The sequence below is a fragment of the Streptomyces sp. NPDC001594 genome (genome assembly GCF_042893675.1).
Taxonomy (GTDB): domain Bacteria; phylum Actinomycetota; class Actinomycetes; order Streptomycetales; family Streptomycetaceae; genus Streptomyces.
Map to the genome: position 1 here is coordinate 1 of NZ_JBIAVB010000025.1, position 20,868 is coordinate 20,868.

Here is a 20,868-nt window from a genome sequence, read left to right on the forward strand (position 1 = left end):
CGAGGCCTCGCCTCCGGCGAGGGTTTCCTCCGCTTCGCTCCGGAATCGAAGGGACCCCCCTCGCTGCGCTCGGGGGTGGTCCGCTTCGCGGACCAAAGCCCCGCCTCCGGCGAGGGTTTCCTCCGCTCCGCTCCGGAATCGAAGGGACCCCCCTCGCTGCGCTCGGGGGTGGTCCGCTTCGCGGACCAAAGCCCCGCCTCCGGCGGGGGATTCCTCCGCTTCGCTCCGGAATGAGAACTGAGGTCCCCTCGCTGCGCTCGGGGGCCGGCCTCGCCAGCCAAAGCCACGCCTCCGGTGGGAGGATTCCTCCGCTTCGCTCCGGTATGAGGAGGGAAACTCCTCGCTGAGCTTGGGCCTGGCCTGCTTTGCAGGCCAGGGGCTCGCCTTTGGTGAGCGATTCCGTTTCACTCCAGAATGAGGGAACCCCGCCTCGCTGCGCTCGGCAGTGGTCTGCTTCGCGGACCATGGGCTCGCCTCCGGCGAGCAGTTCCTCCGCTTCGCTCCGGAGCATGGAGGAGAGTCAGCCTCGCTGGGCTCTGTGGGGGCAGTTTGGTTCTGGAGTACGTGAAGCCTTGGTGCTGTGCTGCCGGCCTTGAGGGGTGAGTCCTGGGGTAGGTGAGGGGTGCTGGTTGCTGGGGGGGGGTGGGCTGGTGGGTGGGGCTCCATTTTTGCGTAGTGGGTGGTGGGATCTGGTGTTTTTAGGGGTTGGAGGTTTTCGAGGGGTTTGGGGTTAGTGGAGGGGCTTGTTGGGTGAAGTGTTGGGGTGAAGGTGGGGTGGGGTGTGGGGTGTTGGCTTGAGGGGTTGGGGTGGGGGTGGTTGAAAGTGGGTGGAGGTGGTCTGGAGGTGGGGCGTGGGTGTTAACGGCGTTAATGGTTGGTTGGGTGGGTGATTCAAAGTGATGTGGGGATAGAGATAGGAATCAGTCAGATTCTGCGTGGTTACGGACAGGGTGTCCGGTCCCTGACGGTGGAGTGGCTGGACTGGTTCGGTGTCAGGAAATGCGCTCGTGCTGGGGGTTCACGACGGCATTGAGTGCGCGCAGCGCGGCAGGAGACGGCCTATAGAGGGTACGGATATGCGTTGCCGCAGGTCAGAGGGGGTGCGGGGGGAAAGTTATGTCCCCTCAGAAGGGACATAACTCGGGGGATGTGTCGCTGGTGGGGGGACACAACGGCTGCAAAACGTCAGCGTGGCTGACGCTTTTTCGCTTAAAACGTCGGGGAGACTGACGTTTCTGCGGAGATGTGTCGGTGAACTGCACCGGAGGGGGGTGTCGTTGGGTGAGGGGGGTCGTTGAGGCGCTCCGGGGAGGCCGTGGCCGAGATGTGTCCCCCCTGGGGGGACACAAGACACGCCGAACGTCAACGAGCGTGACATTAGTGTCACCCTTGTTGACATACTCTCTCTGCAGATCAACGAAGTGGAGAGCATCCTCGTGTCATCAGAAGCACAGCGCCGCCGGCCGAGTCCGTCGCGCGCGCCGCGTCCTGATCTCCCCGTTGATGACGCGATCTCGGCGTGGAGTCAGCCGCTGGCTCCGGTCAAGGATCTGGACAGCCTCGCGAAGCGGTACCCCAGCCGGAAGCTCACCCTGGACGGCGAGCGCAAGCCGCTGGAGTTCTACGGGACGCAGAGCCAGCCGAACGCGTTCTCGATGGACAGCCTGGAGTTCTTCCTGGTGATCGCCCAGTACTTCAGGGAAGCATTGCCCCTGAGGCTGATCCTGCTGCTGATCGCGTGCCAGCGGGCGGGAGGGCGGATTCCACTTACCCAGGAGGAGATGGCTACGATCCTGGATGTCAGTCGGACAAAGACGTCGGAGGCGCTGCACACCGTCATGTCTCATGGGATCGTCTTCAAGGTGCGGCGGGGTGTGTACCAGTTCAACCCGCCCTACAGTTACCGGGTGGCCGAGTTCATCCCGGGAACGGAGACGGCGGGTGAGTTCGTGAAGGTGGAGCAGCACAGCACCATTTCGCAGATTCGCAGCGACACGAGCCTGCCGGACCTGGTGCGGTTCCCGTCGCTGGACCACATGCGGCAGGCAATCGAGGAACTGCGGGCCGAACGGTCCAAAGAGCGCGCTGCGCGCCGGCTGAGCCGGGCGCAGCGCAAGGAAGAAGGGACAGCTCAGTGAGCACCTTGCGATTCGCTGCGGTCAACGCCGACGGGCTTCTCTCCGACCTGGACCTTCCGCCTGCCGCGTACCGTGTGCTGCTGAAGCTGCGTTCGCTGAGCGAGCCCGGTGGGCGGATCCTGATCGACCAGGCCACCATCGGGGGGCTGCTGGAGCTGAGCAGGCCGAGCGTCAACGCCGCGCTGCGTAGCCTGGAGCTGGCGAAGCTCGTGCGGAAGGTCAGGAACGGCGTGTACCAGATCAATCCGATGCTGGCCGGGTACAACTCGTTCGAGGACGCGGTCGCGGCCGTGAACGAGATGGCTGCCGACGAGCGGTTGGACGCGCGTGGGTACGTGGCCAGTTACCACCAGGCGGTGGCGGAGTATCAGGACCAGCTCGCCGAGCAGCGGAAGAAGCGGGCGGCGCAGGCCGCGGCGAAGAAGGCTGCGGAGTCGAAGCGGCGGCGGACCTTGCACGCTGTGGGGTAGATGGCTTGAGGGAGGGGCCGAGAAGGCCTCTGATGGCCTCTCAGGAGGCTTTGAGGGTCCCGGTGATATCCCGGGACCCTCGATTGGTTTGAGGGGCTTGTGGGGGCTTCTGGGGCTTGGGGGTCAGCCGGTCGGTTCGGCGTTGGCGCGGTCCGTGATCAGGGTGAGGACGCGGCTGCGCTCGTGCAGTGGCTGATACCGGATTCGCGCTTCCAGCACTGGCCGCCGTGGCGGCCGCTCGTGGTCGAGACCGCCGTGCTCCGTGCGCGGATCGCGGGGGCCGTCAGGGGGTGAGGGGGGGGTCAGAAGGCGAAGTCGACGTAGTCGATGTCGGTGAACTCGACCAGGAGGGTGCCGGCGCGGGTGCCGTTGTCCTTGAAGTAGATCTCCTGGAGGGCTTCGGCCGTGATCTGGCGGAGTTGGGCTTCGGTGGCGCCGGTGTCCTGGGCTGCGAGGAGGCGTCCGGCGTACTCCGGGGGGAGGTGCTGGGTGATGCGGCGCATGCGGCCGTCGTCGGTGGTGCCCGGGGCGGCGGTGAAGCCGAAGCGGGCGCGGGTCTCGATGACCAGGCCCGTGGTGCGGGCGGCCTTTTCGCGGGCGCGCTTGCGGACCAGGGGCTGCCAGCGGCGGCGTACTTCGTTGTGCAGGCGGGCTGCCAGGGCCGGCTTGGGCTGCTTGATCTTGTTCGTTACGTAGCGCTCGACCGTGCGTTGGGAGATGCCGAGGAGGGTGGCCACGTTCTTCGTGGATTTGAGTTGTTTGACGAGGTAGCGCATCTGGGCGCCCGCGGACTTGGGGATGGGGCGGGTGAAGTGCTGTTCGTCGGCCTTGGTGAGGCTGTCGGAGATGTCGGACATTGCTTACTCGCCGTCTGCTGACGCGTCGTGGCCCTTGATGTGGCGGGCGGGGTTGAGGTGTTCGTCGAGGAGCTGGACGGCCCACAGGAGGGGCTGGGTGCCCTCGTGCTTGACCATGCCGGGGCTGACGCCCAGGCGGAAGCCGCCGGGGAGCGGCTTGCCCTCGGGGGTGCGGGGGAGGAAGTCCAGGGGGCTGGGGCCGTCGGAGAGGTAGACCGCGCAGTCGGAGAGGACCGCGATGGGGTGGAGGCCGGCGGCGGTGGCGAGCTTCTGCATCTTGCGGTGCATGTTGACGCGGGCCGTGGAGATGACGGCGGCGCGGATGTCGGGGCGCCAGGTGGGGCGTTCGAGGGCGGGCCAGGGCTCGCCCGGGCGGTAGCCGGCGCCCTGGGGGCGTTCGCGGAGCTTGCCGATGCCGCCCTTGACGGTGGACTTGATCGCCGAGAGGACAGCCGTGGGGAGGGGGTCGCGCTGTTTGTAGGTCTCCATGGCGGTGAGGAAATCGGGTTCCGTGAGGTCCGTGGTGATGCCGAGGTCCGCCATCGTGGCCAGGTAGGCGTCGCGGAGGCGTGCGTACCAGGCGTCGAGGTAGGGGCCGTGCTCCGGGCGGATCCAGGCCTCGGTGGGGCGGACGTCGTGGCCGAGCTCCTGGGCGTAGGCCAGGGTGGGGGTCGCGTACCAGGCCGGGCCGGTGGGGGGCCTGCCGTGCGGGGTGAACGGGCTGGGGAGGCGGGGGTCCAGGGAGAGGGAGGAGAGGTCCGCGAGCCAGCAGCCGGGGAGCTTCGGGTCGAAGCGGGGGGCGGTGGTGTGGACGGCGGGGCCGGTGCCGACGGTGAGGCGGTTCGCGGCGGCGGCGAAGGCCATGTTCACGTCGATGCCCACGGCGTGGGTGCGGGCGCACTCGGCGTCGGTGAGGAGCTCCGGGTCGCGGATCCAGTCGTAAGCCTCCTCGTCGAGGACCTGGTCCGGGGTGCGCTGGTGCGAGCGGGGGTAGAGGGCGGCGACCACCGGGTGTTCGTCGGGGGCCTCGGGCGGGGCCGGGTCGACGGGGCGGGTGAGGGAGCCGGGAACGGGGGCGGACTCCCAGGCGTTGGTCGCCGGGTTGCGGACCGCGCGGGTGGGCGGGCGCAGGGCCGTCATGAGTTCGAGGCCGGTGACGGCGGTGGAGCCGCGGGGGGTGAGGACGCGGGTGGCGTAGGTGGAGAGCAGCTCGGCGAGTTCGGGGGCGGGGAGGTCGCCGGTGTCCTCGCCCCAGGCGCGGGAGTCGAGGGCGCCCCAGGGGAGGACCGCGAGCTGGACGCACTGGCGTCCGGTGGTGGGGGAGGCCGGGCGGTAGATGCGGGCCCAGGGGCCGAAGCCGCGCCGGGTGAGCTGCCATTTGGCCTTGGTGAGCTGCTTGATGACGGGGTGGTTGTCGGGGAGGCGGAGGTTGCGGCGGTCTTCGAGGGTGAGGGGGAGGCCGAGGCTTTCGGCGGCGGGGGCGGTGAGGACGAGGAGGGGGTCGCCGTCCTTGCCGTTGCGGTGGAGGCGGGGGGCGCGGAGGTCGGCTTCGGGGCTGAGGGCCCAGGTGATGAGGGAGGGGAGGTCGGTGGTGGGGTGGGTGAGGAGGAGGCCGCCTGCGGCGTGGGCGTGGCCGGCCCCGTCCAGGACGGCGAGGGGGCCGTTGCCTTGGAGGGGGAGGGGGGAGGGGCGGCGGGTGGGGGGTGGGGTGGGGTGGGTCGTTGGGGGGGCGTTAACGGCGTTAACGGCGTTAACGGTGGCAGGGGGGGTGGGGGGTTCGGCGTTAACGGCGTTAACGGTGGGCTGGGGGGTGGGTGGGGTGGGGGGCTCGGTGTTAACGGCGTTAACGGTGGGCTGGGGGGTGGGGGCGTGGGCGTTAACGGCGTTAACGGTGGGGGTGGCCGGGTGGAGGGCGGCGAGGCCTTCCAGGAGGCGGGCGTAGGCCGCGCGCTTGGGGGGGCGGGGGGCCGTGCGGCCGGTCTCCCAGGAGGTGACGGTTTCGCGGCGGACGGACAGGGCCTTGGCGATCTGGTCCTGGCTGAGGCCGGCGGCCTCGCGCAGGCGCTTGCGCTCGTCGGGGACGGGGAGGCCGTCCTGGGCCGCGGCTTCCTCCAGCAGGGCGTCGACCGCCGCGAAGAGGGTGGTCTGCTCGTTCGTCTCGCTCATTGCTTGCTACCTCCAGGGTCACCCTATGTGAACCGCACGGTTGAACGCACATGAAACGCACGTGGGGGCGTTAACGGCGTTAATGCCGTCAGCGCCCCCGGCGTGTGTGTGGTGCGGTTCAGATGCGCTGCATCAGGAGCTCCGTGACGGCCTTGAGGTCGTCCGGGGTCAGGTGGGCGGTGAGGGCGTCCGCGATGGTCTCCGGGGATTGGGCGGAGATCGTGATACGGGGGTTGGGGGTGGGGGAGGGGGGTGGGGTGGGGGTGTTAACGGCGTTAACGGTCGGGGGGGCCGGGCGGGTGCGCTGGCGCGGGGGGTTAACGGCGTTAATGCTCTCGGTGGCGGCCGCCGCCTGTTGCTCCTGGGGGAGGCGGCCGATGCGGCGGGCCGGCTCGACCTTCAGCTCGCCCGTCTCGACCTTGTCCTGGAGCTCGGGCGTCAGGTTGAGGAGGGTCAGGCGCTGGGAGACCCAGGCGGGGGTCTTGCCGATCCGCTTGGCGACCTGGGCCTGGGAGCCGTGGACGTCGACGAGCTCCTGGAGGGCGCGGGCCTGGTCCATGGGGGCCACGTCGACCCGGTGGACGTTGGCGATGAGTGCCGATTCGAGGATGTCGGCGGCCGAGGCGGACAGGGCGTCGTTGACGTGGATGTGCATCGTCTTGAGCCCGGCCAGCTGGGCGGCCGCGAGGCGGCGGTTGCCGTCGATGACCACGTACGGGGCGCGGCCGAGGCCGTCGGTGGCGCCCGGGTGGGCCTCCATGAAGGCCATGCGGGTCGCGACCGCCAGGGGCTGGAGCTGGCCCCGCACGGCGAGGGACTGGGCGAGCTCGTCGAGGTCGGTGAGGTCCTCGCGGAGGTTGAACGGGTTGTGGGCCAGGGCCTCGATGGGGACCTCGGAGGGCGGGACCACACCGGAGGTGGGGGCGCCCGTGGCTTCGGCGATGGCGGCGCGGCGGGAGCTGACGCCGACGGGCTGGGCCCGTGCGAAGGACGCCGAGACGCCGAGCTTGTCGGCCTTGCTGCTCATGAGATCTCCCGGGCGAGTGCGCGCAGGGCGACGGCCTGGTCGCCGTTGGGGGCGTAGACGAAGAGGGGCTGCTTCAGGCGGACGGACTCGCGCTGTTCCTTGAGGTCGGGGACGATCGCCACGACCCGCGGATCCTTTATGTCCATCCAGGCCTGGAGGGAGCTGGTGGCGATGTAGCCGCGGCGGCCGTCGTAGAGGTTCACGACGAGGCCGAGATAGTCGATGTCCAGGCTGAGGTCGTCGCGCAGGTCGTTGATCTGGGAGGTGAGGAGGTCGTACGCGTCGGCCGAGGAGTCCTCCGCCTGGACGACGATCAGCGCGCCCGAGGCGCCCGGCTGTTCGGCGTCGCGGCGGCGGCCGTAGTAGATCGCCGCGTCCATGCTCAGGCCGAGGCTGGGCGGGCAGTCGATGAGGATGACGTCGTAGTCGGACTCGACGGGGGCGAGGGCCCGTTCGAGGGCGGCTTCGCGGGCGCGCACCGTGGAGAGGCGGACATCGAGGAGGAAGGCGTCGGTGCAGGCGGGCAGCAGGTGGAGGCGGTCGCCGAAGCGGTCGTGCTCGATGCGGGCGATGAGGTCCTGGAGGGGTCCCTTGGCCTCGCCGGCCATGTGGCAGGTGAGGCTGTCGCCGCCGATGGGGAGCGGCTGCTGGCCGAGCTGCTTGGTGAGGTGGCCCTGGGGGTCGAAGTCGACGAGCAGGACGCGCATGCCCAGGCCCGGGAGGTCTTCGAGGTCCAGGGGGGTGGTGGGGGTGGCGTGTGCTGCGTCGGGATCGGCGAGCTTCGCCAGTTGGCGGGCGATGCGGACGGGGTGCAGGGTCGCGGGGTCCTCGGCGAGGGCCTCGGCCGTGCCGGCGGTGATGGCGGTCTTGCCGACGCCGCCCTTCTGGTTGCACACCACGATGCGGCGGACGACCGAGGGGCGCTGGACGGTGGGGGCCGGGTTCATCTCCAGCCAGAGGTGCACGGCTTGGGCCAGGCCCTGGATGAGGGAGACGCCCCGGTCCTTGGAGCCGGTGCGGAAGGAGTCCCACTGGCCGGCGGGCAGCCATGTCGAGAACGACTCGGCGCCGGAGGTGTCGACGGGGGAGGGGGCGGAGGCGAGGGCGCTCCAGTGGGCGATGCCCTGGTGGACGGCGTCCTGGATGTCGACCCGCAGCTGGGCGGTGCGGATCTTCAACTCCTGGCGGAGCCACGGGGGGAGCTTGGAGACGACCTTCTCTCGGTCGTTCGGGGACGAGGGCGAAGTCATGAGAGGGACTTTACTAACGTTCTTGGGTCTGTGGAGGCGCCACGCTTGGGTTTTGCTAACGAAATGGGCCCGGGCATGCGAAAGGGCGGCTCCGCGGGGTGCGGGGCCGCCCTGGAGGGGGTGTCAGGGGAGGGGGAGGGGTGGGGCGGTGGGCAGTTCGAGCTGCCTGCGGCACTCGGGGGAGCCCTCGGGGTCGAAGAGGGGGAGGCGGTCGGGGGGCACGATCCCGGGGAGGAGGTAGGTCCAGAGGTCGACGAGCCGGGCGTGCAGGTCCTCGCGGCCGGTGCGGACGTACGAGGTGACCTGGACGCCGGTGAACGAGCCGACGAGGAAGGTCGACAGGTCGTGGACGTCGACCGAGGGCAGTAGGTCGCCGCGTTCCTGGGCCGGCGTCAGGCAGCTGCGGCAGGTCTCGATCCAGGAGTTGTACGGGGAGGGGTCCGGGTCCGTGAACGAGCCGAACTCGATGACCAGGCGGATGCCGGCGCGGATGCGGACGTTGGTGCGCAGCCCGAAGGCCATCTGGTGGGTGAGGTCGATGACGGTCTGGAGGCCGGGGTCGTCGAGGGCTTCGGGGACGCCTGCGGAGACCTGGAACTGCTCCTCCACCAGGGTGCGGGCGAGGGCCTGCTTGGAGGGGAAGTGGAAGTAGAGGGCGCCCTTGGTGACTCCGGCGTGCTTGACGACGTCGCTGAGGCTCGTGCCGCCGAAGCCGGCGTGATCGAAGGCGATGGCCGCGCCGTCGAGGATCGCCTGTCGGGTGATCTCGGCCCGTTCCTGCCTGACCCTCGCCACGTGTGTCTCCTGATGTCGGTTTCGTCCGGCGGTATTGAAGATCAATCTAATAGGAGGCTGCGAAAAAAAACCAGTCGACCAGTACTTTTAAGGCGGTTAGTAGAGGGGGGTCGCCTGTTTGTGTACCGTGGACGCGGTTTTGGTGTTCGGGGTGAGGGAGCGTGGGGTGGCGGACGGGCAGCGGGGGATGGCGGTGCGGTTGCTTTGGGGGCCGCCGGTGACGCCGGCGCGGGGGCCCCGGCGGGGGCTGACGCTGGAGCAGATCGCGGCGGCGGGGGTGGGGATCGCCGATGCGGAGGGGCTCGGCGGGGTCTCCATGCAGGGGGTGGCCGCCGGGTTGGGGGTCACCAAGATGGCCCTCTACCGGTATGTGCCCGGCAAGGCGGAGCTCGTCGCGCTGATGGTGGAGGCGGCCCTGCCGGAGCCGGGCGGGGCGCTGGACGTGGCCCTGGCCGGGGCCGGGGCGGGGTGGCGGGAGCGGCTCGGGGTGTGGGCGCGGGAGTTGCTGGAGGGGTATCGGGCGCATCCGTGGGTGCTGGACGCCACCGTGGGGGCGCGGGTGCTCGGGCCGCGGGAGGTCGGCTGGCTGGAGCGGGCGCTGGCGGCGCTGGAGGGGCGCGGGCTGAGCGGGGCGGAGGCCATGGACGTGGTGGTGCTGGTGGCCGGGCACGTGCGGGGGATCGTGGAGCAGGAGCGGGCCTCGGGGGGCGCGGGCGGGGTGGACGCCGAGTTGGGGGCCGTGCTCGGGGAGGTGGTGCGCGAGCGGGGGGATGATTATCCGGCGCTGGCGGCGGCCTTGGGGTCGCAGGCCGTGCACGGGGGGCAGGACCAGGGGCTGGAGTTCGGGCTGGAGCGGATCCTCGACGGGGTCGGGCTGCTCGTGGAGCGGCGGGCTCGGTCCTGACCCCGGGTGGGTGGGGGCGTTAACGGCGTTAATGGTTCAGGGGGCAGGGTGCTCGGGGTGCGGGTGGGTGTTAACGGCGTTAACGGGGGGTGTGCTCCGGTGGGAGTCCGGTCCGGCTCCGGTGGGCGGACCGGCTGTGGCGGAGGATGTCTTGTACCCCATTTCTGCGGGGCGGACCGCTGATGCGGCGGATGTGTGGAGAGCCCCCCATGGTCAAGCAGGAACGTGCCGCGCGCACGCGGGAGTCGCTGGTGCACGCCGCCGCGGAGGTGTTCGCGGAGGAGGGGTTCACCGCCGCGTCGATCGCCGAGATCAGCCGGCGGGCCGGGGTCACCTCCGGCGCCCTGCACTTCCACTTCGACGGCAAGACCTCCCTCGCCCTGGCCGTGGAGGAGCGGGCCGGGCGGGCGTTGCGGGAGGCGGCCGCGGTGCAGGGGGAGCGTGACCGGGCCGGCGGGCCGTTGCGGGTGCTGGTCGGGTCCACCTACACGATGCTGTCGCTGCTGGCCGAGGACGTCGCGGTGCGGGCCGCGTTCGCGTTGTGCGCGGACACCACGCACAGCGGCCGGATGGACCTGCGCCGGCAGTGGCGGGCGTGGGTAGAGGAGTTGCTGGTCGGCGCGGAGCGGGCGGGGCTGCTGGCCGAGGGGGTGTCCCCGCAGGACGCGACGGACCTGGTGGTGGCGTTGACGGTGGGGCTCGACGGGCTGGGAGGGTTCGAGGCCGACCAGGAGGCCCGGCAGCTGCTGCACCGGATCTGGACCGTGGTCCTGCCGGGGATCGCGGGTGGTGAGGCGGCGGCTGCGGTCCTCGTCGAGGCGTTTGTCGAGGCGTTTGATGAAGAGGAAACAGACTGACTGGTTTGATTTTTTGGTCTCTGGGGGTGTTATATGGCTGCTGTTGCGAGGCGGCCGTTGAGAGCCGTACTGGCACGTGTGGGTGTGTGAGCCCATAAAACGCCAGGTCAGGCGGGTTTGCTGAGCGGCGTTGCGATCTCGCCGAGGCGGAAACTGGCTGCCCGGTTTCATATTGACAAACCGTCCGGCCTGTTTTCTACTGACTCTTGCGACTCATCCAAAGGACAGGGGAGTACGACGTGGACATCGATGTACTGGGCGCACTCGCCGTGCGGGAGAACGGGATCTCCATCACTCCCACCGCCCCCAAGCCCCGGCAGGTCCTGGCGCTCCTGGCCCTCCACGCCGACCAGGTCGTACCGGTGTCGGCGCTGATCGAGGAGCTGTGGGGGTCGATGCCCCCGCGCAGCGCGCGCACCACCCTGCAGACGTACGTCCTCCAGCTGCGCGCCCTGATCGCGACCGCCCTCGAGGGCACCGAGGGGGAGCGCACCGCCAAGGACGTGCTCGTCACGCTGCCCGGCGGCTACCTGCTCAACAGCGACGGCGGGACCAGCGACGTGCGGGAGTTCGACCGGCTGGCCGGGCTGGGCTACCGGGCGATCGACGCGGGTGACTTCCCGGTCGCCGCCCAGCGGCTGCGCGAGGCGCTCGCCCTGTGGTCCGGGCCCGCCTTCGCCGACGTACAGGGCGGCGTGCAGCTGGACATGGAGACGCGCCGGCTGGAGGAGACCCGGCTGTGCGCGCTCGACCAGCGCATCGAGGCCGACCTGAAGCTGGGCCGCCACCGCGAGCTGCTCGCGGAGCTGACGGTGCTGGTGAGCCGGTACCGCACCCACGAGAACCTGCACGGGCAGTTCATGCTCGCCCTGCACCGTTCGGGCCGCCGCGGTGAGGCGCTGGACGTGTACCAGCGGCTGCGCGCCACGCTCGTGCGGGACCTGGGGCTGGAGCCGTCGACCACGCTGCGCCGCCTGCAGCGGTCGATCCTGATGGCGGGTCCGGAGGGCGGTGTCGGCAAGGCGGCTCCGGTGGCCGCCGCGGTGGCCGGAACGGGTGCGCGGGCCGACCACCTCGTTCGGGCCTGACCCGCGCGGCCGGTGCCGGTCCCAGGCCGACGGCGCCGGCCGGGAGACGGCCGGGGGGCGGCCAAGGACGCAGCGGGGGGCGGAAGGAGACGGAGCGGTGCAGGAAAGGTCGGAGCGGACCCGCAGGCGGTTGCTCTTCGCCGGGGCCGAGTTGTTCCACCGCAACGGCTACGCCAACGCGACGCTCGGCGAGATCGCGGGTGCGGCCGGGGTGACGAAGGGCGCGCTGTACTTCCACTTCGCCTCGAAGGACGAGCTCGCGGACGCCGTCCAGCAGCGCGGCTGCGGCCTGCTGCACGAGGCGGTGCGGGGGCTGCGGGAGAGCGGGGCCTCGCCCTTGCAGGCCCTCATCGACACCACGCACTGGCTGGCGCGGACGCTGCACGAGGATCCCGCGATCCCGGCGAGCTTCCGCATCACGAAGGAGTGCGCCGGTCAGCAGCCGCCCGCGGTGGATTTCCACGAGGCGTGGCTGGCGGCGGTGTGCGAACTGCTGCGGATGGCACGGGACGTGGGCGAGCTCCCGCTGGACCCGCCGGCCGACGGGCTGGACGGCGGGGACCGCGCCGGTGACGGCGGCCGGGCCGCCGACCGGTGGGAGAGCGCCGAGGCGCTGGTGGCCGCGGCCGTCTGCGGGATCGAGGTCCTGGCCGGGACCGGGCTGTCCTACGTGGAACTCCAGCGGAAGGTGGCGGCCCTGTGGGGGCTGCTGCTGCCGAGCCTCGTCGGCGCGGAGCGGGCGCGGGACTACCGGACGCGGGCGGCCCGTGACGTGCGGGTGGCGGACGGGGAACGGAGCTACGAGTTCCTCGGGAGCGGGGTCTAGGACCCCGGGTGTGAGACCTGCCGGGGCCGGGCCGTGGAGGAACCGGTCCGGTCCTGGCGGCAAGAGGTCCTGCCGGGGCCGGGCGGGAGCCGGCGCGGCGGGATGCGGAGGAGCGGGGCGAAGCGACGGACTGAGGAGGGGAGACCATGAAGATTCAGGTTCTGGGTCCGCTGAGTGCGGAGGTCGACGGGGACTCGATCGTGCCGACGGCGTCCAAGCCGCGTCAGATCCTGGCCCTCCTCGCGCTGCACCCCGGGCAGATGATGCCGGTGCCCACCCTCATGGAGGAGATCTGGGGGCAGGAGCTGCCCAACAGCGCGCTGACCACGCTGCAGACGTACATCCTCCAGCTGCGCCGGCGGCTCGGCACGGCCATGGGGCCCGGCCGGCCGGGGGCCGCGAAGGAGGTCCTCACGACACGGCACGGCGGGTACCTGCTCCAGGTGCCGCCCGGCGCCGTGGACGCCCACGTGTACGAGGGGCTGGTCACCCGGGGACACGCCGCCTTCGAAGGCGGTGACGACGCGGGCGCGGCCGCGCTGCTGCGGGAGGCGCTCGCGCTGTGGCAGGGGCCGGCGCTGGTCGACGTACGGGTGGGGCCGGTCCTGGAGATCGAGGTGATGCGGCTGGAGGAGAGCCGGCTCGTCACCGTCGAGCGACGGATCGACGCCGATCTGAGGCTCGGGCGGCACACCGAACTCCTCGCCGAGCTCACCGATCTGGGCGCCCGGCACACCCGCCACGAAGGGCTGCACTCGCAGCTGATGGTCGCGCTGTACCGGTCCGGGCGGCAGGCGAGCGCGCTGGACGTGTACCGGCGGCTGCGCGGGCGGCTGATCGCGGAGCTGGGGGTCGAGCCGTCGCCGCAGCTCCAGCGGCTGCACCAGGCGATGCTGCGGACGGACCCCGCGCTGGACGTGGTGGCGGGGCCCAGGCGGGGGTCGACCTTCGACCTCTACGCGGCGTAGCGCGGCGGGGCGCCGATCGGCGAGGGAGGGCGTGCGGGCGGCTGCGGTGGCGGCGGGTGGCGGGCTGGGGGACGGGCTGTTGGGCGGAGCGCAGGGTGGGCCGGCCGCAGGGTGGGGCGTCGTCCAGTATGTGGAAAGGCCGGTGGGGTGCGGTCCGTGGTGTGATCATCGGCCGATGAGCGATGAACGGCGCACCCCGCCCGAGCTGGTGGGCGACGAACGGGCCACCCTGACCAGCGTCCTGCAGTGGCAGCGGGACACCCTGCGGATGAAGTGCGCGGGCCTGACGGACGAGCAGCTGCGGCGCAAGGCCGTCCCGCCGTCCGGGCTGAGCCTGCTGGGGCTCGTGCGCCACCTCGCGGAGGTGGAGCGCAGCTGGTTCCGCAACGTGCTGGCCGGGGAGGACGTCCGCGGGTTCTTCCCGAAGAACGAGGCCGGGGAGTGGACGGAGTTCCACGTCGAGGACGCGGACCCGGGCGAATCCTTCCGGATCTGGGAGGAGGCGTGCGAGCGCTCGCGGAAGATCGTGGCTGCCGCCGAATCCCTCGACGTGCGGGGGCACTTCGGCGACCAGCCGTACTCGCTGCACTACATCCTGGCCCACATGATCGAGGAGTACGCCCGGCACAACGGGCACGCGGACCTGCTGCGCGAGGCGATCGACGGGGTCACGGGCGAGTAGGCCCCCCGCTCAGACGGCCCGCTCGGCGGCGGCCCGGTCCACCGCGTCCAGGGCGGTCTGCCACGGGAAGTGCGCCGGGGCGTCCTGGCCGGCCGGGCCGGGGACGAAGCCGCCCTCGCCGAACAGCAGCTCCGCGCCGGCGCCGCGCAGGACGGCGAGGGACTGCTCGAACTGGGGGTGCGCGGCGAGCGCCGCGTTGGTGCAGGGCATGGCGACCACCGGGACGCCCTTGCCGAGGGCCTCGGCGACGACCCCGACGGTGAACCGGTCGGTGAGGCCCAGGGCCCAGGCGTTGACCGTGTTGAAGGTGGCGGGGGCGAACAGCACGGCGTCCGCCGGCGGCCACACGTCCGGTTCCCCGGGAAGCTTGTACTGCCAGCGGACCGGGTTGCCGGTCAGGGCGGCGAGGCCGTCGAGGCTCCCGGACACCCACTGCGCCGCCGTCGGCGTCAGGCCCACGCAGACGTCCCAGCCGCGCGACTGGGCGTCTTCGATCACGTGGGCCACGTCGAAGACGGGCGGGGCGGCGGAGCAGAACAGGTAGAGAGTCCTCGTCATGTGGATCATGGGATCACATGCCCGGCGCGGGGGTGTCCTGAGGGTCCGGCAGATCGGCAGGAGCCTGGTGGTACCGGGGGTGGGGGCGTTGGAAAAAATGCTCGGGATCCGCGATGAGTTTTCGGGTGAGGGGCGGTCTACCCCTGTGTGGACGGGAGCCGTTCGCACGGAACACCTACGAGGAGTCACGACATGAGCGAGCCGGTGAAGGGCCCCACGAGCTACTTCCCCTCCATCGAGAAGAAGTACGGCCGTCCCGTCGCCGAGTGGACGGAACTGATCCGGACCTCTCCCCTGACCAGGCACATGGAGCTGGTCTCCTGGCTCAAGAGCGAGCACGGGATCGGGCACGGACACGCCAACGCCCTCGTCGCGTACACCCTCGCCGAGAAGCGTGGGTGAGCTGGACGCACGCGTATGGGAGCGAGCGTCTGGGCCATGTCGCGTCTCGCCGCGGGGGGATTGACTGGTTCTCATGACGACGAAGACGAACACGAACACGAGCGGGACGAAGAAGACCCTCGTCATCGGGGGCCACGGCAAGACCGGGCGGCGCGTCGCGGAGCGGCTGCTGATCCAGGGGCGGGAGGTGCGGATCGGGTCGCGGACCGGGGAGCCGGCCTTCGACTGGCACGCGCCCGCCACCTGGGGGCCGGCGCTGCGTGACGTGGACCGGGTGTACGTCACCTACCAGCCCGACCTCGCCTTCCCCGGGGCCGCCGACCAGGTCGGGGCCTTCGCGGAGGCGGCCGTCGCGGCCGGGGCGGGCCGGCTGGTGCTGCTGTCGGGGCGCGGTGAGGAGGCGGCCCGGCTCGCCGAGGACCGGCTGAAGGACTCCGGGGCCGACTGGACGGTCGTGCGGGCCAGCTGGTTCAACCAGAACTTCGACGAGAGCTTCTTCCTGGAGTCCGTGCGGGCCGGGGAGATCGCCCTTCCGGTGGCGGACGCCGTCGAACCCTTCGTGGACGCCGGTGACATCGCCGACGTGGTGGTGGCCGCGCTGACCGACGGCCGGCACGCCGGGCGGACCTACGAGCTGTCGGGGCCGAGGCTGCTGTCCTTCGGGGAGGTGGCGGCCGAGCTGTCGAAGGCGACCGGGCGGGAGATCGCGTACGTCCCGGTCTCCGACGGGGAGTTCCGGGCGGCGCTGCGGCAGGAGGGGCTCCCGGAGGAGTTCGCCGAGCTGTTCGCCCTGATCCTGGACGGGCGCAACGCACACCTGGTCCACGGGGTGGAGGAGGTGCTCGGGCGTCGGTCCAGGGACTTCGCGGACTACGCGCGGGAGGCGGCGGCGACCGGGGTCTGGGACGTGTGACGGATCGTGGGGGTCTTGGGGGAAGTGGGGGGCCTGAGGGGCCGTGGGGACGAGGATGGGATGGGGAGGGGGGCCCATGGACGCGTTGACCGGGCTGTTGGACGGGCCCAAGGCCCGTGGTGCCGTCCTGCTGAAGTCCGTTTTCGACCCGCCGTGGGCCGTGCGGATCGAGGACCGGGCGCCGCTGTCGGTGGTCTCGATGGTGCGCGGTCCGGCCTGGCTGCTGCCCGACGACGGGGAGCCGGTGCTGATCGGCCCCGGTGACGTGGCCGTCGTACGGGGGCCCGGGGCGTACACCCTGGCGGACTCGCCGGACACCCCGGTGGAGGTCACGGTGGGGCCCGACCAGCGGTGCGTCTCGCCGGAGGGGGAGTACCTCGGTGAGCGGCTGGCGCTCGGGGTGCGGACCTGGGGCCGGCCGGGGCCGGGGGCCGGTGCGGCGGTGATGCTGAGCGGGACGTACCAGGCGCCGGGCGAGATCGGGGGGCGGCTGCTGGGCGCGCTGCCCGCGGTGCTGGTCCGCCCGGCGGGGGCCGCCGACGCCACCCTGATCACGCTGCTCGCCACGGAGGTGGCGCGGGACGAGCCGGGCCAGGAGATCGTGCTGGACCGGCTGCTCGACCTGCTGCTGATCGGGGTGCTGCGGGCCTGGCTGGCCGCGCCGGGGGCGGGGGCCCCGGGCTGGTGCCGGGCGCAGGACGATCCCGTCGTGGGGGCGGCGCTGCGGCTGCTGCACGAGGACCCCGCCCACGGGTGGACCGTGGCCGAGCTGGCGCGGCGGGCGGGGGTGTCGCGGGCCGCGCTGGCCCGGCGCTTCACGGAGCTCGTCGGGGAGCCGCCCGTCGCCTATCTGACGGGCTGGCGCCTCGCCCTGGCCGCCGACCTGCTGCGGGAGCCGGACGCCACGGTGGCGTCGGTGGCGCGGCGGGTGGGGTACGGCAGCGCGTTCGCGCTGTCGGCGGCCTTCAAGCGGGTCCGGGGGGTGAGCCCGCGGGAGTTCCGGGCGGGGGCGGGGCAGGCGGGGGGTCCGGTGGGGGCGGCGGGGACCGTGGTGCTCGGTTAGCCGAGGTCGAGGACGCCCACCGGTTCGCCGCCGTTGACCTCGCCGGTACGACGGAAGCCCAGGGAGAGGTAGAAGGGCTCCGGGTTGTGCTCGGCCGGCTTCCAGGTGACGTACACCCGCGTGCCGCCGCGGCGGCGGATCTCCTCCGTGACCGCCTCGACGGCGAAGCGGCCGTAGCCCTTGCCCTGCCGGTCGGCCGCTATGTTCAGGCGCCACAGGCCGGAGCGGATGTCCTCCGGGTCCTTCGCCGGGTCCCACTGGTAGTCCAGGAAGGCCATGACGAAACCGACCACCTCGTCGCCGTCCACCACGGCGCGGGGCCAGGCGGTCTCACCGTGGACGTAGGCCTCGGCAAGGGACTTCATGACCGGGGAGACGAGGTGTTCCTGGCGGGGGTGGACCCGTACGGCGCAGACCGCGTCGAAGTTGTCCGGGGTGACCGGCACCAGGCGGAGCGATGAGCTGATCATGCGCGCAGCCTAGTGCGTGAGAAGCGCTTGAAAAGAACGGGGCGTGCGGTATCTTTAGGCCTGCAGCCAGGGGAGGGGAACACCTTGAGGGGCAGGAGTGGCGGCGGTCTGCGAACCGCCGACGGCAGACGGGTGGACCGGACGGCCGGGCGCTGTGAACGGCGCTCGAAGGGCCGGCGGAGCGCGGACGCCCCGCCGGTACACGCGGAGCGCCCGGCGTCCGCCGAGGGCTACGCCGGTTCGCCGGCCGCCGCGGCCGAAGCCTCGTGGAAGACCTCGGCCGCCCGCTCCTCACCCATGTGCAGGGAGGCGAGCACCGAGGACTGGGCGACGCTGGGCATCAGGTGGCGCAGCAGGGCGCTGGCCCTGGTGGTCAGGTCCTCGTAGTCGCTGAGGGCCTGCGACATCGACTGGACGCCCGCGTACGCGCCGACGATGACGTCGGCGGTTTCGAACGGGATCACGTGGGGCAGCAGCTCGCCCTGCGCCTGTGCCTTCTCCAGCCGGTCCCGGACGGGAACCGCCCAGTTGCGGAACGGGCCGCTGCGGTCGAGGTCGCCCGCCAGCTGGTCCATGGTCAGACGGACTCCGGCCCGGACCATGGGGTCGGTCTGCAGACGGTAGGTGTGGAGCATCACGATGTCCACGACCTCCTGGAGCTTGGCCGCACGGTCCGGCAGCACCAGATTCTGGTTCTGCGCGTTGAGGACCCCTTGCGCCAGGTCGTCCTTCGACTGGAAATGGAAGTAGAGGGCTCCCTTGGTCACACCCGCCGCGGTGAGGATCTCGGAGATCGTGGACGCCTGGTAGCCCCGCTCCTCGAAGATCTTGGCCGCCGCGCTCAGGATCGCCTGGCGCGTACGGATGGCGCGGACCTGCTCAGCCACGATGGCTCCTCTCCACAAGAATCCTCGGAGCGTCGGAAGCGCTGTGCAAACCGTCCGTCCCGTACGTAGCTTACAGCGGGTAATGCCGACGCCAACCCCGTAGTCGCTCTCTAAGCCCGATATGAGGAGAAATAGACCATGATGCTCGTGACGGGTGCCACCGGAACGATCGGACGCGAGGTGCTGCGCCACCTCGCCCCGGAGGTGCCGGTGCGGGTCATGGCCCGGCAGCCCGCACGCGTCACGGACGCCCCCGCGAAGGCCGAAATCGTTCCAGGGGACTACGACGAAGCGGAATCTCTGGACCGGGCGCTGGAGGGGGTCGACAGCGTGTTCCTCGTGACCAGCCGGGTGGGCCGCGACGACGACCGGCGGTTCCTGCGCGCGGCGCGGGAGGCCGGTGTCCGGCACGTGGTGAAGCTTTCGGCCGCGGCCGTGGAGGACAGCCGGGCCGACGACCTGATCACCCGGTGGCAGCGGGGCAACGAGGACCTGCTGCGCGGCTCGGGGATGGAGTGGACGCTGCTGCGCCCGCGCTCCTTCATGTCCAACACCCTGTCCTGGGCGTCCTCGGTCCGCTCGGCCGGGGTGGTGCGCGCGCTGTACGGGACGTCGGCGAACTCCTGCGTCGACCCGCGGGACGTGGCCGAGGTAGCGGTGCGCGCGCTCACCGAGCCGGGGCACGCCGGCCGGGTCCACGTGCTGACCGGGCCGGCGGCGCTCACGGCGGTGGAACAGACGGCCCAGCTGTCCGAGCTGCTGGGCCGTGCGCTGCGCTATGAGGAGATGGGGCCGGAGGGGGCCCGTTCCCTCTGGAGCACCCGGTATCCGGATCCCGTCGTCGAGGCGCTGCTGCGGAGTGCCGAACGGCAGCGTGACGGGGCCAAGGCCGGGGTGGTGGACACGGTCGAGGAGGTGACCGGGAGGCCGGCGGGAACCTTCCGGGCATGGGCGGCCGGGCAGCTGGCCGCGTTCATGCCGCCCTCGGACGTGGTCGGTCAGCCGGCGTAGGACGCGGCCGTCACGGTGGCGCCGAAGACGAACTCGCCGTTCTGCCGCCCCGTGACGCGGACGGCCTCCTGCGCTCCGGGCAGGTCGTCCTGGTACAGCCGCTCGGCGCTGATCATGCAGGGCGCGTCGAGTTCGACGTACCGCTTGAACTCGCTGTCGATGCCGAGCGGCAGGAAGGAGGACCGTCCCAGCGCGGCGGCGGAGGCCTGCCGGGCGGCCTCCAGGAGCACCATGCCCGGCACGTGGTCGACCGGGTGGTCGAAGAGGACGGGGTGGAGGGTGTCGACCCGCAGCTGCCAGCGGTCCGCCTCGCCGATGGGGGAGAGGACCACATCGGTCGGGGACAGCCGCCCCACGCTCTGCGGCGCCGTGGGCGCCGTCAGCGGGAGCGGTCGGTGGTCGGCCCGCAGGGTGTGCTCGGGCCGGACCCGCTCGTAGACGGCCGGGCTGGTGCAGGTGTAGGAGACCCGCCCCGTCGCGAGGACGTGTCCGTCGCGGCGCACGACCGACTCGTAGGTGAGCCCGGACAGGCGGCCCGCCCGCTTCTTGATCTCCGTGCACGTGACGTCGATGTCGAGGGTGGCCGGCGTGTGACCGACCAGCAGGTGCTCCGGGTGGACGGTGAGGCTCAGCTCCCACAACAGGAAGTGGTGGCCGAACGGGACCGCGAACTCGGCGTGCCCCAGCAGACTGCCGATCTGACGAATCGTTTCTGTGCAGAGGAGCGGATCGTAGTGACCGCCCGCGACCGGAGTGAAGAAACTGTGGCTCCGCGGCCATTGGGCGGTGACGGAGAAGCGGGCCTCGTCGACGCGCTGCCAGTCGGTGAGCAGGACTTCGGCCACGGACGCGCGATGCACCAGTTCCTTCGGAACGGTGGCCGTGAGTGACGGGAAGCGGAAACTGGGCCGCTTCGCTGGTGAAGATGTAGCCCGCCATGCCGGGTCGTAGACCGCAGTGCGCTCGGCATGAAACGTGCTCGCGCTCATTGTTCCCCCTAGACAGCGCTGACCAGAAACAGGTGTGACTGGTCAGAAAAATATATACCAACCGGTTTTTTCTCCAGGGGTAGCCGGAGCATCGGTGGCGAAATATGCGGAGGAGTCGATTCCGGCCAACCTTCGGTCACATGTTTCCCCAGGTCTCCGCCAGTTGACCGCAGGTGAATCTCCGCCACACGCCGAGAAGCATCTCAAGCGCGTCAAGAGTGATCCTTTAGCTGCGGGCGGGGGGGCGGCCGGGGAGGAGGGGAGGCGGTGGGTGCCGGAGTGAGGGGGTTCTTCCGTTTGCGGACCGAAGAGGGGTGGTTCGGGAGCGGAGTGGGGGCGGCCCCGCCGGGCGGGTCGGCGGGCGGGCCGCCGACCACCGCCGAACGTCACGCCGCTGGTACGGACTTGCTCCACCTTGGCCGACGCCTGCGACGGCCCCGCCTCGGGTCGGGCGCGCAGGGCGGGGGCGTCGGGGAGGGTCCCCGTGGGGCCGCGAGCGTTCGTGAGGGCATCCAATCGTTTACCTCTGTGAAGGTGATGTCCGGGG

21 protein-coding genes are annotated in these 20,868 nt (G+C 71.3%); 12 read left to right on the forward strand and 9 right to left on the reverse strand.

Annotation, left to right across the window (positions count from 1 at the left end; translation table 11 throughout):
- The first annotated feature begins 1,421 nt into the window (after nucleotides 1-1,421).
- Entirely contained in the window at nucleotides 1,422-2,138 is a 717-nt protein-coding gene (locus ACFY0O_RS34860) for a hypothetical protein (protein WP_260614478.1), read from the forward strand.
- On the forward strand, nucleotides 2,135-2,608 hold the full coding sequence (locus ACFY0O_RS34865) for a MarR family transcriptional regulator (RefSeq protein ID WP_123996001.1): 474 nt from the start codon (nucleotides 2,135-2,137) through the stop codon (nucleotides 2,606-2,608). The genes ACFY0O_RS34860 and ACFY0O_RS34865 overlap by 4 nt, the downstream gene beginning before the upstream one ends.
- 302 nt (nucleotides 2,609-2,910) lie before the next feature.
- Here ACFY0O_RS34865 and tpg read toward each other — a convergent pair whose 3' ends face one another.
- The 5 genes from tpg to ACFY0O_RS34890 all read right to left on the reverse strand — a co-directional run bounded on the left by tpg (nucleotide 2,911) and on the right by ACFY0O_RS34890 (nucleotide 8,703).
- Entirely contained in the window at nucleotides 2,911-3,465 is a 555-nt protein-coding gene (gene tpg / locus ACFY0O_RS34870; RefSeq protein WP_388954443.1) for a telomere-protecting terminal protein Tpg, read from the reverse strand.
- 3 nt (nucleotides 3,466-3,468) lie between these two features.
- Nucleotides 3,469-5,631 (reverse strand): telomere-associated protein Tap, encoded by a 2,163-nt coding sequence (gene tap, locus ACFY0O_RS34875; protein ID WP_388954446.1) that lies wholly within the window; start codon nucleotides 5,629-5,631, stop codon nucleotides 3,469-3,471.
- Nucleotides 5,632-5,749: 118 nt separating this feature from the next.
- Nucleotides 5,750-6,658: a ParB/RepB/Spo0J family partition protein gene (locus ACFY0O_RS34880; protein ID WP_388954449.1), complete on the reverse strand. Its 909-nt coding sequence runs from the start codon at nucleotides 6,656-6,658 to the stop codon at nucleotides 5,750-5,752.
- Nucleotides 6,655-7,908, reverse strand: coding sequence for an AAA family ATPase (locus ACFY0O_RS34885; protein WP_388954452.1), 1,254 nt, complete (start codon nucleotides 7,906-7,908; stop codon nucleotides 6,655-6,657). The genes ACFY0O_RS34880 and ACFY0O_RS34885 overlap by 4 nt, the downstream gene beginning before the upstream one ends.
- A gap of 123 nt (nucleotides 7,909-8,031) precedes the next feature.
- On the reverse strand, nucleotides 8,032-8,703 hold the full coding sequence (locus tag ACFY0O_RS34890) for a ScbR family autoregulator-binding transcription factor (protein ID WP_388954455.1): 672 nt from the start codon (nucleotides 8,701-8,703) through the stop codon (nucleotides 8,032-8,034).
- A 166-nt stretch (nucleotides 8,704-8,869) separates the two neighbouring features.
- On the opposite strand from ACFY0O_RS34890, the gene ACFY0O_RS34895 reads away from it, so the two are divergent.
- From ACFY0O_RS34895 to ACFY0O_RS34920, 6 genes are all read left to right on the forward strand, one after another.
- Nucleotides 8,870-9,607, forward strand: a complete 738-nt coding sequence (locus tag ACFY0O_RS34895) for a TetR/AcrR family transcriptional regulator (protein ID WP_388954458.1) — start codon at nucleotides 8,870-8,872, stop codon at nucleotides 9,605-9,607.
- A 209-nt stretch (nucleotides 9,608-9,816) separates the two neighbouring features.
- Complete coding sequence (locus ACFY0O_RS34900) at nucleotides 9,817-10,464, forward strand: ScbR family autoregulator-binding transcription factor (protein WP_388954460.1); 648 nt, start codon at nucleotides 9,817-9,819, stop codon at nucleotides 10,462-10,464.
- A 239-nt stretch (nucleotides 10,465-10,703) separates the two neighbouring features.
- The gene (locus ACFY0O_RS34905) at nucleotides 10,704-11,552 is read left to right on the forward strand and encodes a BTAD domain-containing putative transcriptional regulator (RefSeq protein WP_388954462.1); all 849 of its coding nucleotides are present in this window, start codon (nucleotides 10,704-10,706) and stop codon (nucleotides 11,550-11,552) included.
- A gap of 97 nt (nucleotides 11,553-11,649) precedes the next feature.
- A complete protein-coding gene (locus tag ACFY0O_RS34910) occupies nucleotides 11,650-12,378 on the forward strand; it encodes a ScbR family autoregulator-binding transcription factor (RefSeq protein WP_388954465.1) in 729 nt (242 codons plus the stop codon).
- A gap of 146 nt (nucleotides 12,379-12,524) precedes the next feature.
- On the forward strand, nucleotides 12,525-13,346 hold the full coding sequence (locus ACFY0O_RS34915; protein ID WP_388954467.1) for a BTAD domain-containing putative transcriptional regulator: 822 nt from the start codon (nucleotides 12,525-12,527) through the stop codon (nucleotides 13,344-13,346).
- A 175-nt stretch (nucleotides 13,347-13,521) separates the two neighbouring features.
- Nucleotides 13,522-14,028, forward strand: a complete 507-nt coding sequence (locus ACFY0O_RS34920) for a DinB family protein (protein WP_388954470.1) — start codon at nucleotides 13,522-13,524, stop codon at nucleotides 14,026-14,028.
- 9 nt (nucleotides 14,029-14,037) lie between these two features.
- Here the strand turns inward: ACFY0O_RS34920 and ACFY0O_RS34925 are convergent, their stop codons facing one another.
- Nucleotides 14,038-14,586, reverse strand: coding sequence for a flavoprotein (locus ACFY0O_RS34925; protein ID WP_388954472.1), 549 nt, complete (start codon nucleotides 14,584-14,586; stop codon nucleotides 14,038-14,040).
- Between the two features lie 192 nt (nucleotides 14,587-14,778).
- Here ACFY0O_RS34925 and ACFY0O_RS34930 point away from each other — a divergent pair, with 192 nt between their 5' ends.
- The 3 genes from ACFY0O_RS34930 to ACFY0O_RS34940 all read left to right on the forward strand — a co-directional run bounded on the left by ACFY0O_RS34930 (nucleotide 14,779) and on the right by ACFY0O_RS34940 (nucleotide 16,964).
- Nucleotides 14,779-14,988, forward strand: coding sequence for a DUF4287 domain-containing protein (locus ACFY0O_RS34930; RefSeq protein ID WP_388954474.1), 210 nt, complete (start codon nucleotides 14,779-14,781; stop codon nucleotides 14,986-14,988).
- A 73-nt stretch (nucleotides 14,989-15,061) separates the two neighbouring features.
- Nucleotides 15,062-15,901, forward strand: coding sequence for an NAD(P)H-binding protein (locus ACFY0O_RS34935; RefSeq protein WP_388954476.1), 840 nt, complete (start codon nucleotides 15,062-15,064; stop codon nucleotides 15,899-15,901).
- A gap of 76 nt (nucleotides 15,902-15,977) precedes the next feature.
- Complete coding sequence (locus ACFY0O_RS34940) at nucleotides 15,978-16,964, forward strand: AraC family transcriptional regulator (RefSeq protein WP_388954479.1); 987 nt, start codon at nucleotides 15,978-15,980, stop codon at nucleotides 16,962-16,964.
- On the opposite strand, the gene ACFY0O_RS34945 is transcribed toward ACFY0O_RS34940, so the two are convergent.
- The gene (locus tag ACFY0O_RS34945) at nucleotides 16,961-17,434 is read right to left on the reverse strand and encodes a GNAT family N-acetyltransferase (protein ID WP_358898443.1); all 474 of its coding nucleotides are present in this window, start codon (nucleotides 17,432-17,434) and stop codon (nucleotides 16,961-16,963) included. The genes ACFY0O_RS34940 and ACFY0O_RS34945 overlap by 4 nt on opposite strands.
- Nucleotides 17,435-17,664: 230 nt before the next feature.
- Entirely contained in the window at nucleotides 17,665-18,321 is a 657-nt protein-coding gene (locus ACFY0O_RS34950; protein WP_388954483.1) for a ScbR family autoregulator-binding transcription factor, read from the reverse strand.
- Between the two features lie 138 nt (nucleotides 18,322-18,459).
- Here ACFY0O_RS34950 and ACFY0O_RS34955 point away from each other — a divergent pair, with 138 nt between their 5' ends.
- Nucleotides 18,460-19,332: an SDR family oxidoreductase gene (locus ACFY0O_RS34955; protein ID WP_388954485.1), complete on the forward strand. Its 873-nt coding sequence runs from the start codon at nucleotides 18,460-18,462 to the stop codon at nucleotides 19,330-19,332.
- Here ACFY0O_RS34955 and ACFY0O_RS34960 read toward each other — a convergent pair.
- Nucleotides 19,320-20,321, reverse strand: a complete 1,002-nt coding sequence (locus tag ACFY0O_RS34960; RefSeq protein WP_388954487.1) for a ScbA/BarX family gamma-butyrolactone biosynthesis protein — start codon at nucleotides 20,319-20,321, stop codon at nucleotides 19,320-19,322. The genes ACFY0O_RS34955 and ACFY0O_RS34960 overlap by 13 nt on opposite strands.
- Nucleotides 20,322-20,868: the final 547 nt, after the last annotated feature.

Bases quoted from the DNA above. Each gene is read 5' to 3' on its own strand.
- tpg (WP_388954443.1), bottom strand. From the start codon at position 3,465: ATGTCCGACATCTCCGACAGCCTCACCAAGGCCGACGAACAGCACTTC.
- tap (WP_388954446.1), bottom strand. From the start codon at position 5,631: ATGAGCGAGACGAACGAGCAGACCACCCTCTTCGCGGCGGTCGACGCC.
- ACFY0O_RS34880 (WP_388954449.1), bottom strand. From the start codon at position 6,658: ATGAGCAGCAAGGCCGACAAGCTCGGCGTCTCGGCGTCCTTCGCACGG.
- ACFY0O_RS34885 (WP_388954452.1), bottom strand. From the start codon at position 7,908: ATGACTTCGCCCTCGTCCCCGAACGACCGAGAGAAGGTCGTCTCCAAG.
- ACFY0O_RS34900 (WP_388954460.1), top strand. From the start codon at position 9,817: ATGGTCAAGCAGGAACGTGCCGCGCGCACGCGGGAGTCGCTGGTGCAC.
- ACFY0O_RS34915 (WP_388954467.1), top strand. From the start codon at position 12,525: ATGAAGATTCAGGTTCTGGGTCCGCTGAGTGCGGAGGTCGACGGGGAC.
- ACFY0O_RS34920 (WP_388954470.1), top strand. From the start codon at position 13,522: ATGAGCGATGAACGGCGCACCCCGCCCGAGCTGGTGGGCGACGAACGG.
- ACFY0O_RS34925 (WP_388954472.1), bottom strand. From the start codon at position 14,586: ATGACGAGGACTCTCTACCTGTTCTGCTCCGCCGCCCCGCCCGTCTTC.
- ACFY0O_RS34930 (WP_388954474.1), top strand. From the start codon at position 14,779: ATGAGCGAGCCGGTGAAGGGCCCCACGAGCTACTTCCCCTCCATCGAG.
- ACFY0O_RS34935 (WP_388954476.1), top strand. From the start codon at position 15,062: ATGACGACGAAGACGAACACGAACACGAGCGGGACGAAGAAGACCCTC.
- ACFY0O_RS34940 (WP_388954479.1), top strand. From the start codon at position 15,978: ATGGACGCGTTGACCGGGCTGTTGGACGGGCCCAAGGCCCGTGGTGCC.
- ACFY0O_RS34945 (WP_358898443.1), bottom strand. From the start codon at position 17,434: ATGATCAGCTCATCGCTCCGCCTGGTGCCGGTCACCCCGGACAACTTC.
- ACFY0O_RS34955 (WP_388954485.1), top strand. From the start codon at position 18,460: ATGATGCTCGTGACGGGTGCCACCGGAACGATCGGACGCGAGGTGCTG.
- ACFY0O_RS34960 (WP_388954487.1), bottom strand. From the start codon at position 20,321: ATGAGCGCGAGCACGTTTCATGCCGAGCGCACTGCGGTCTACGACCCG.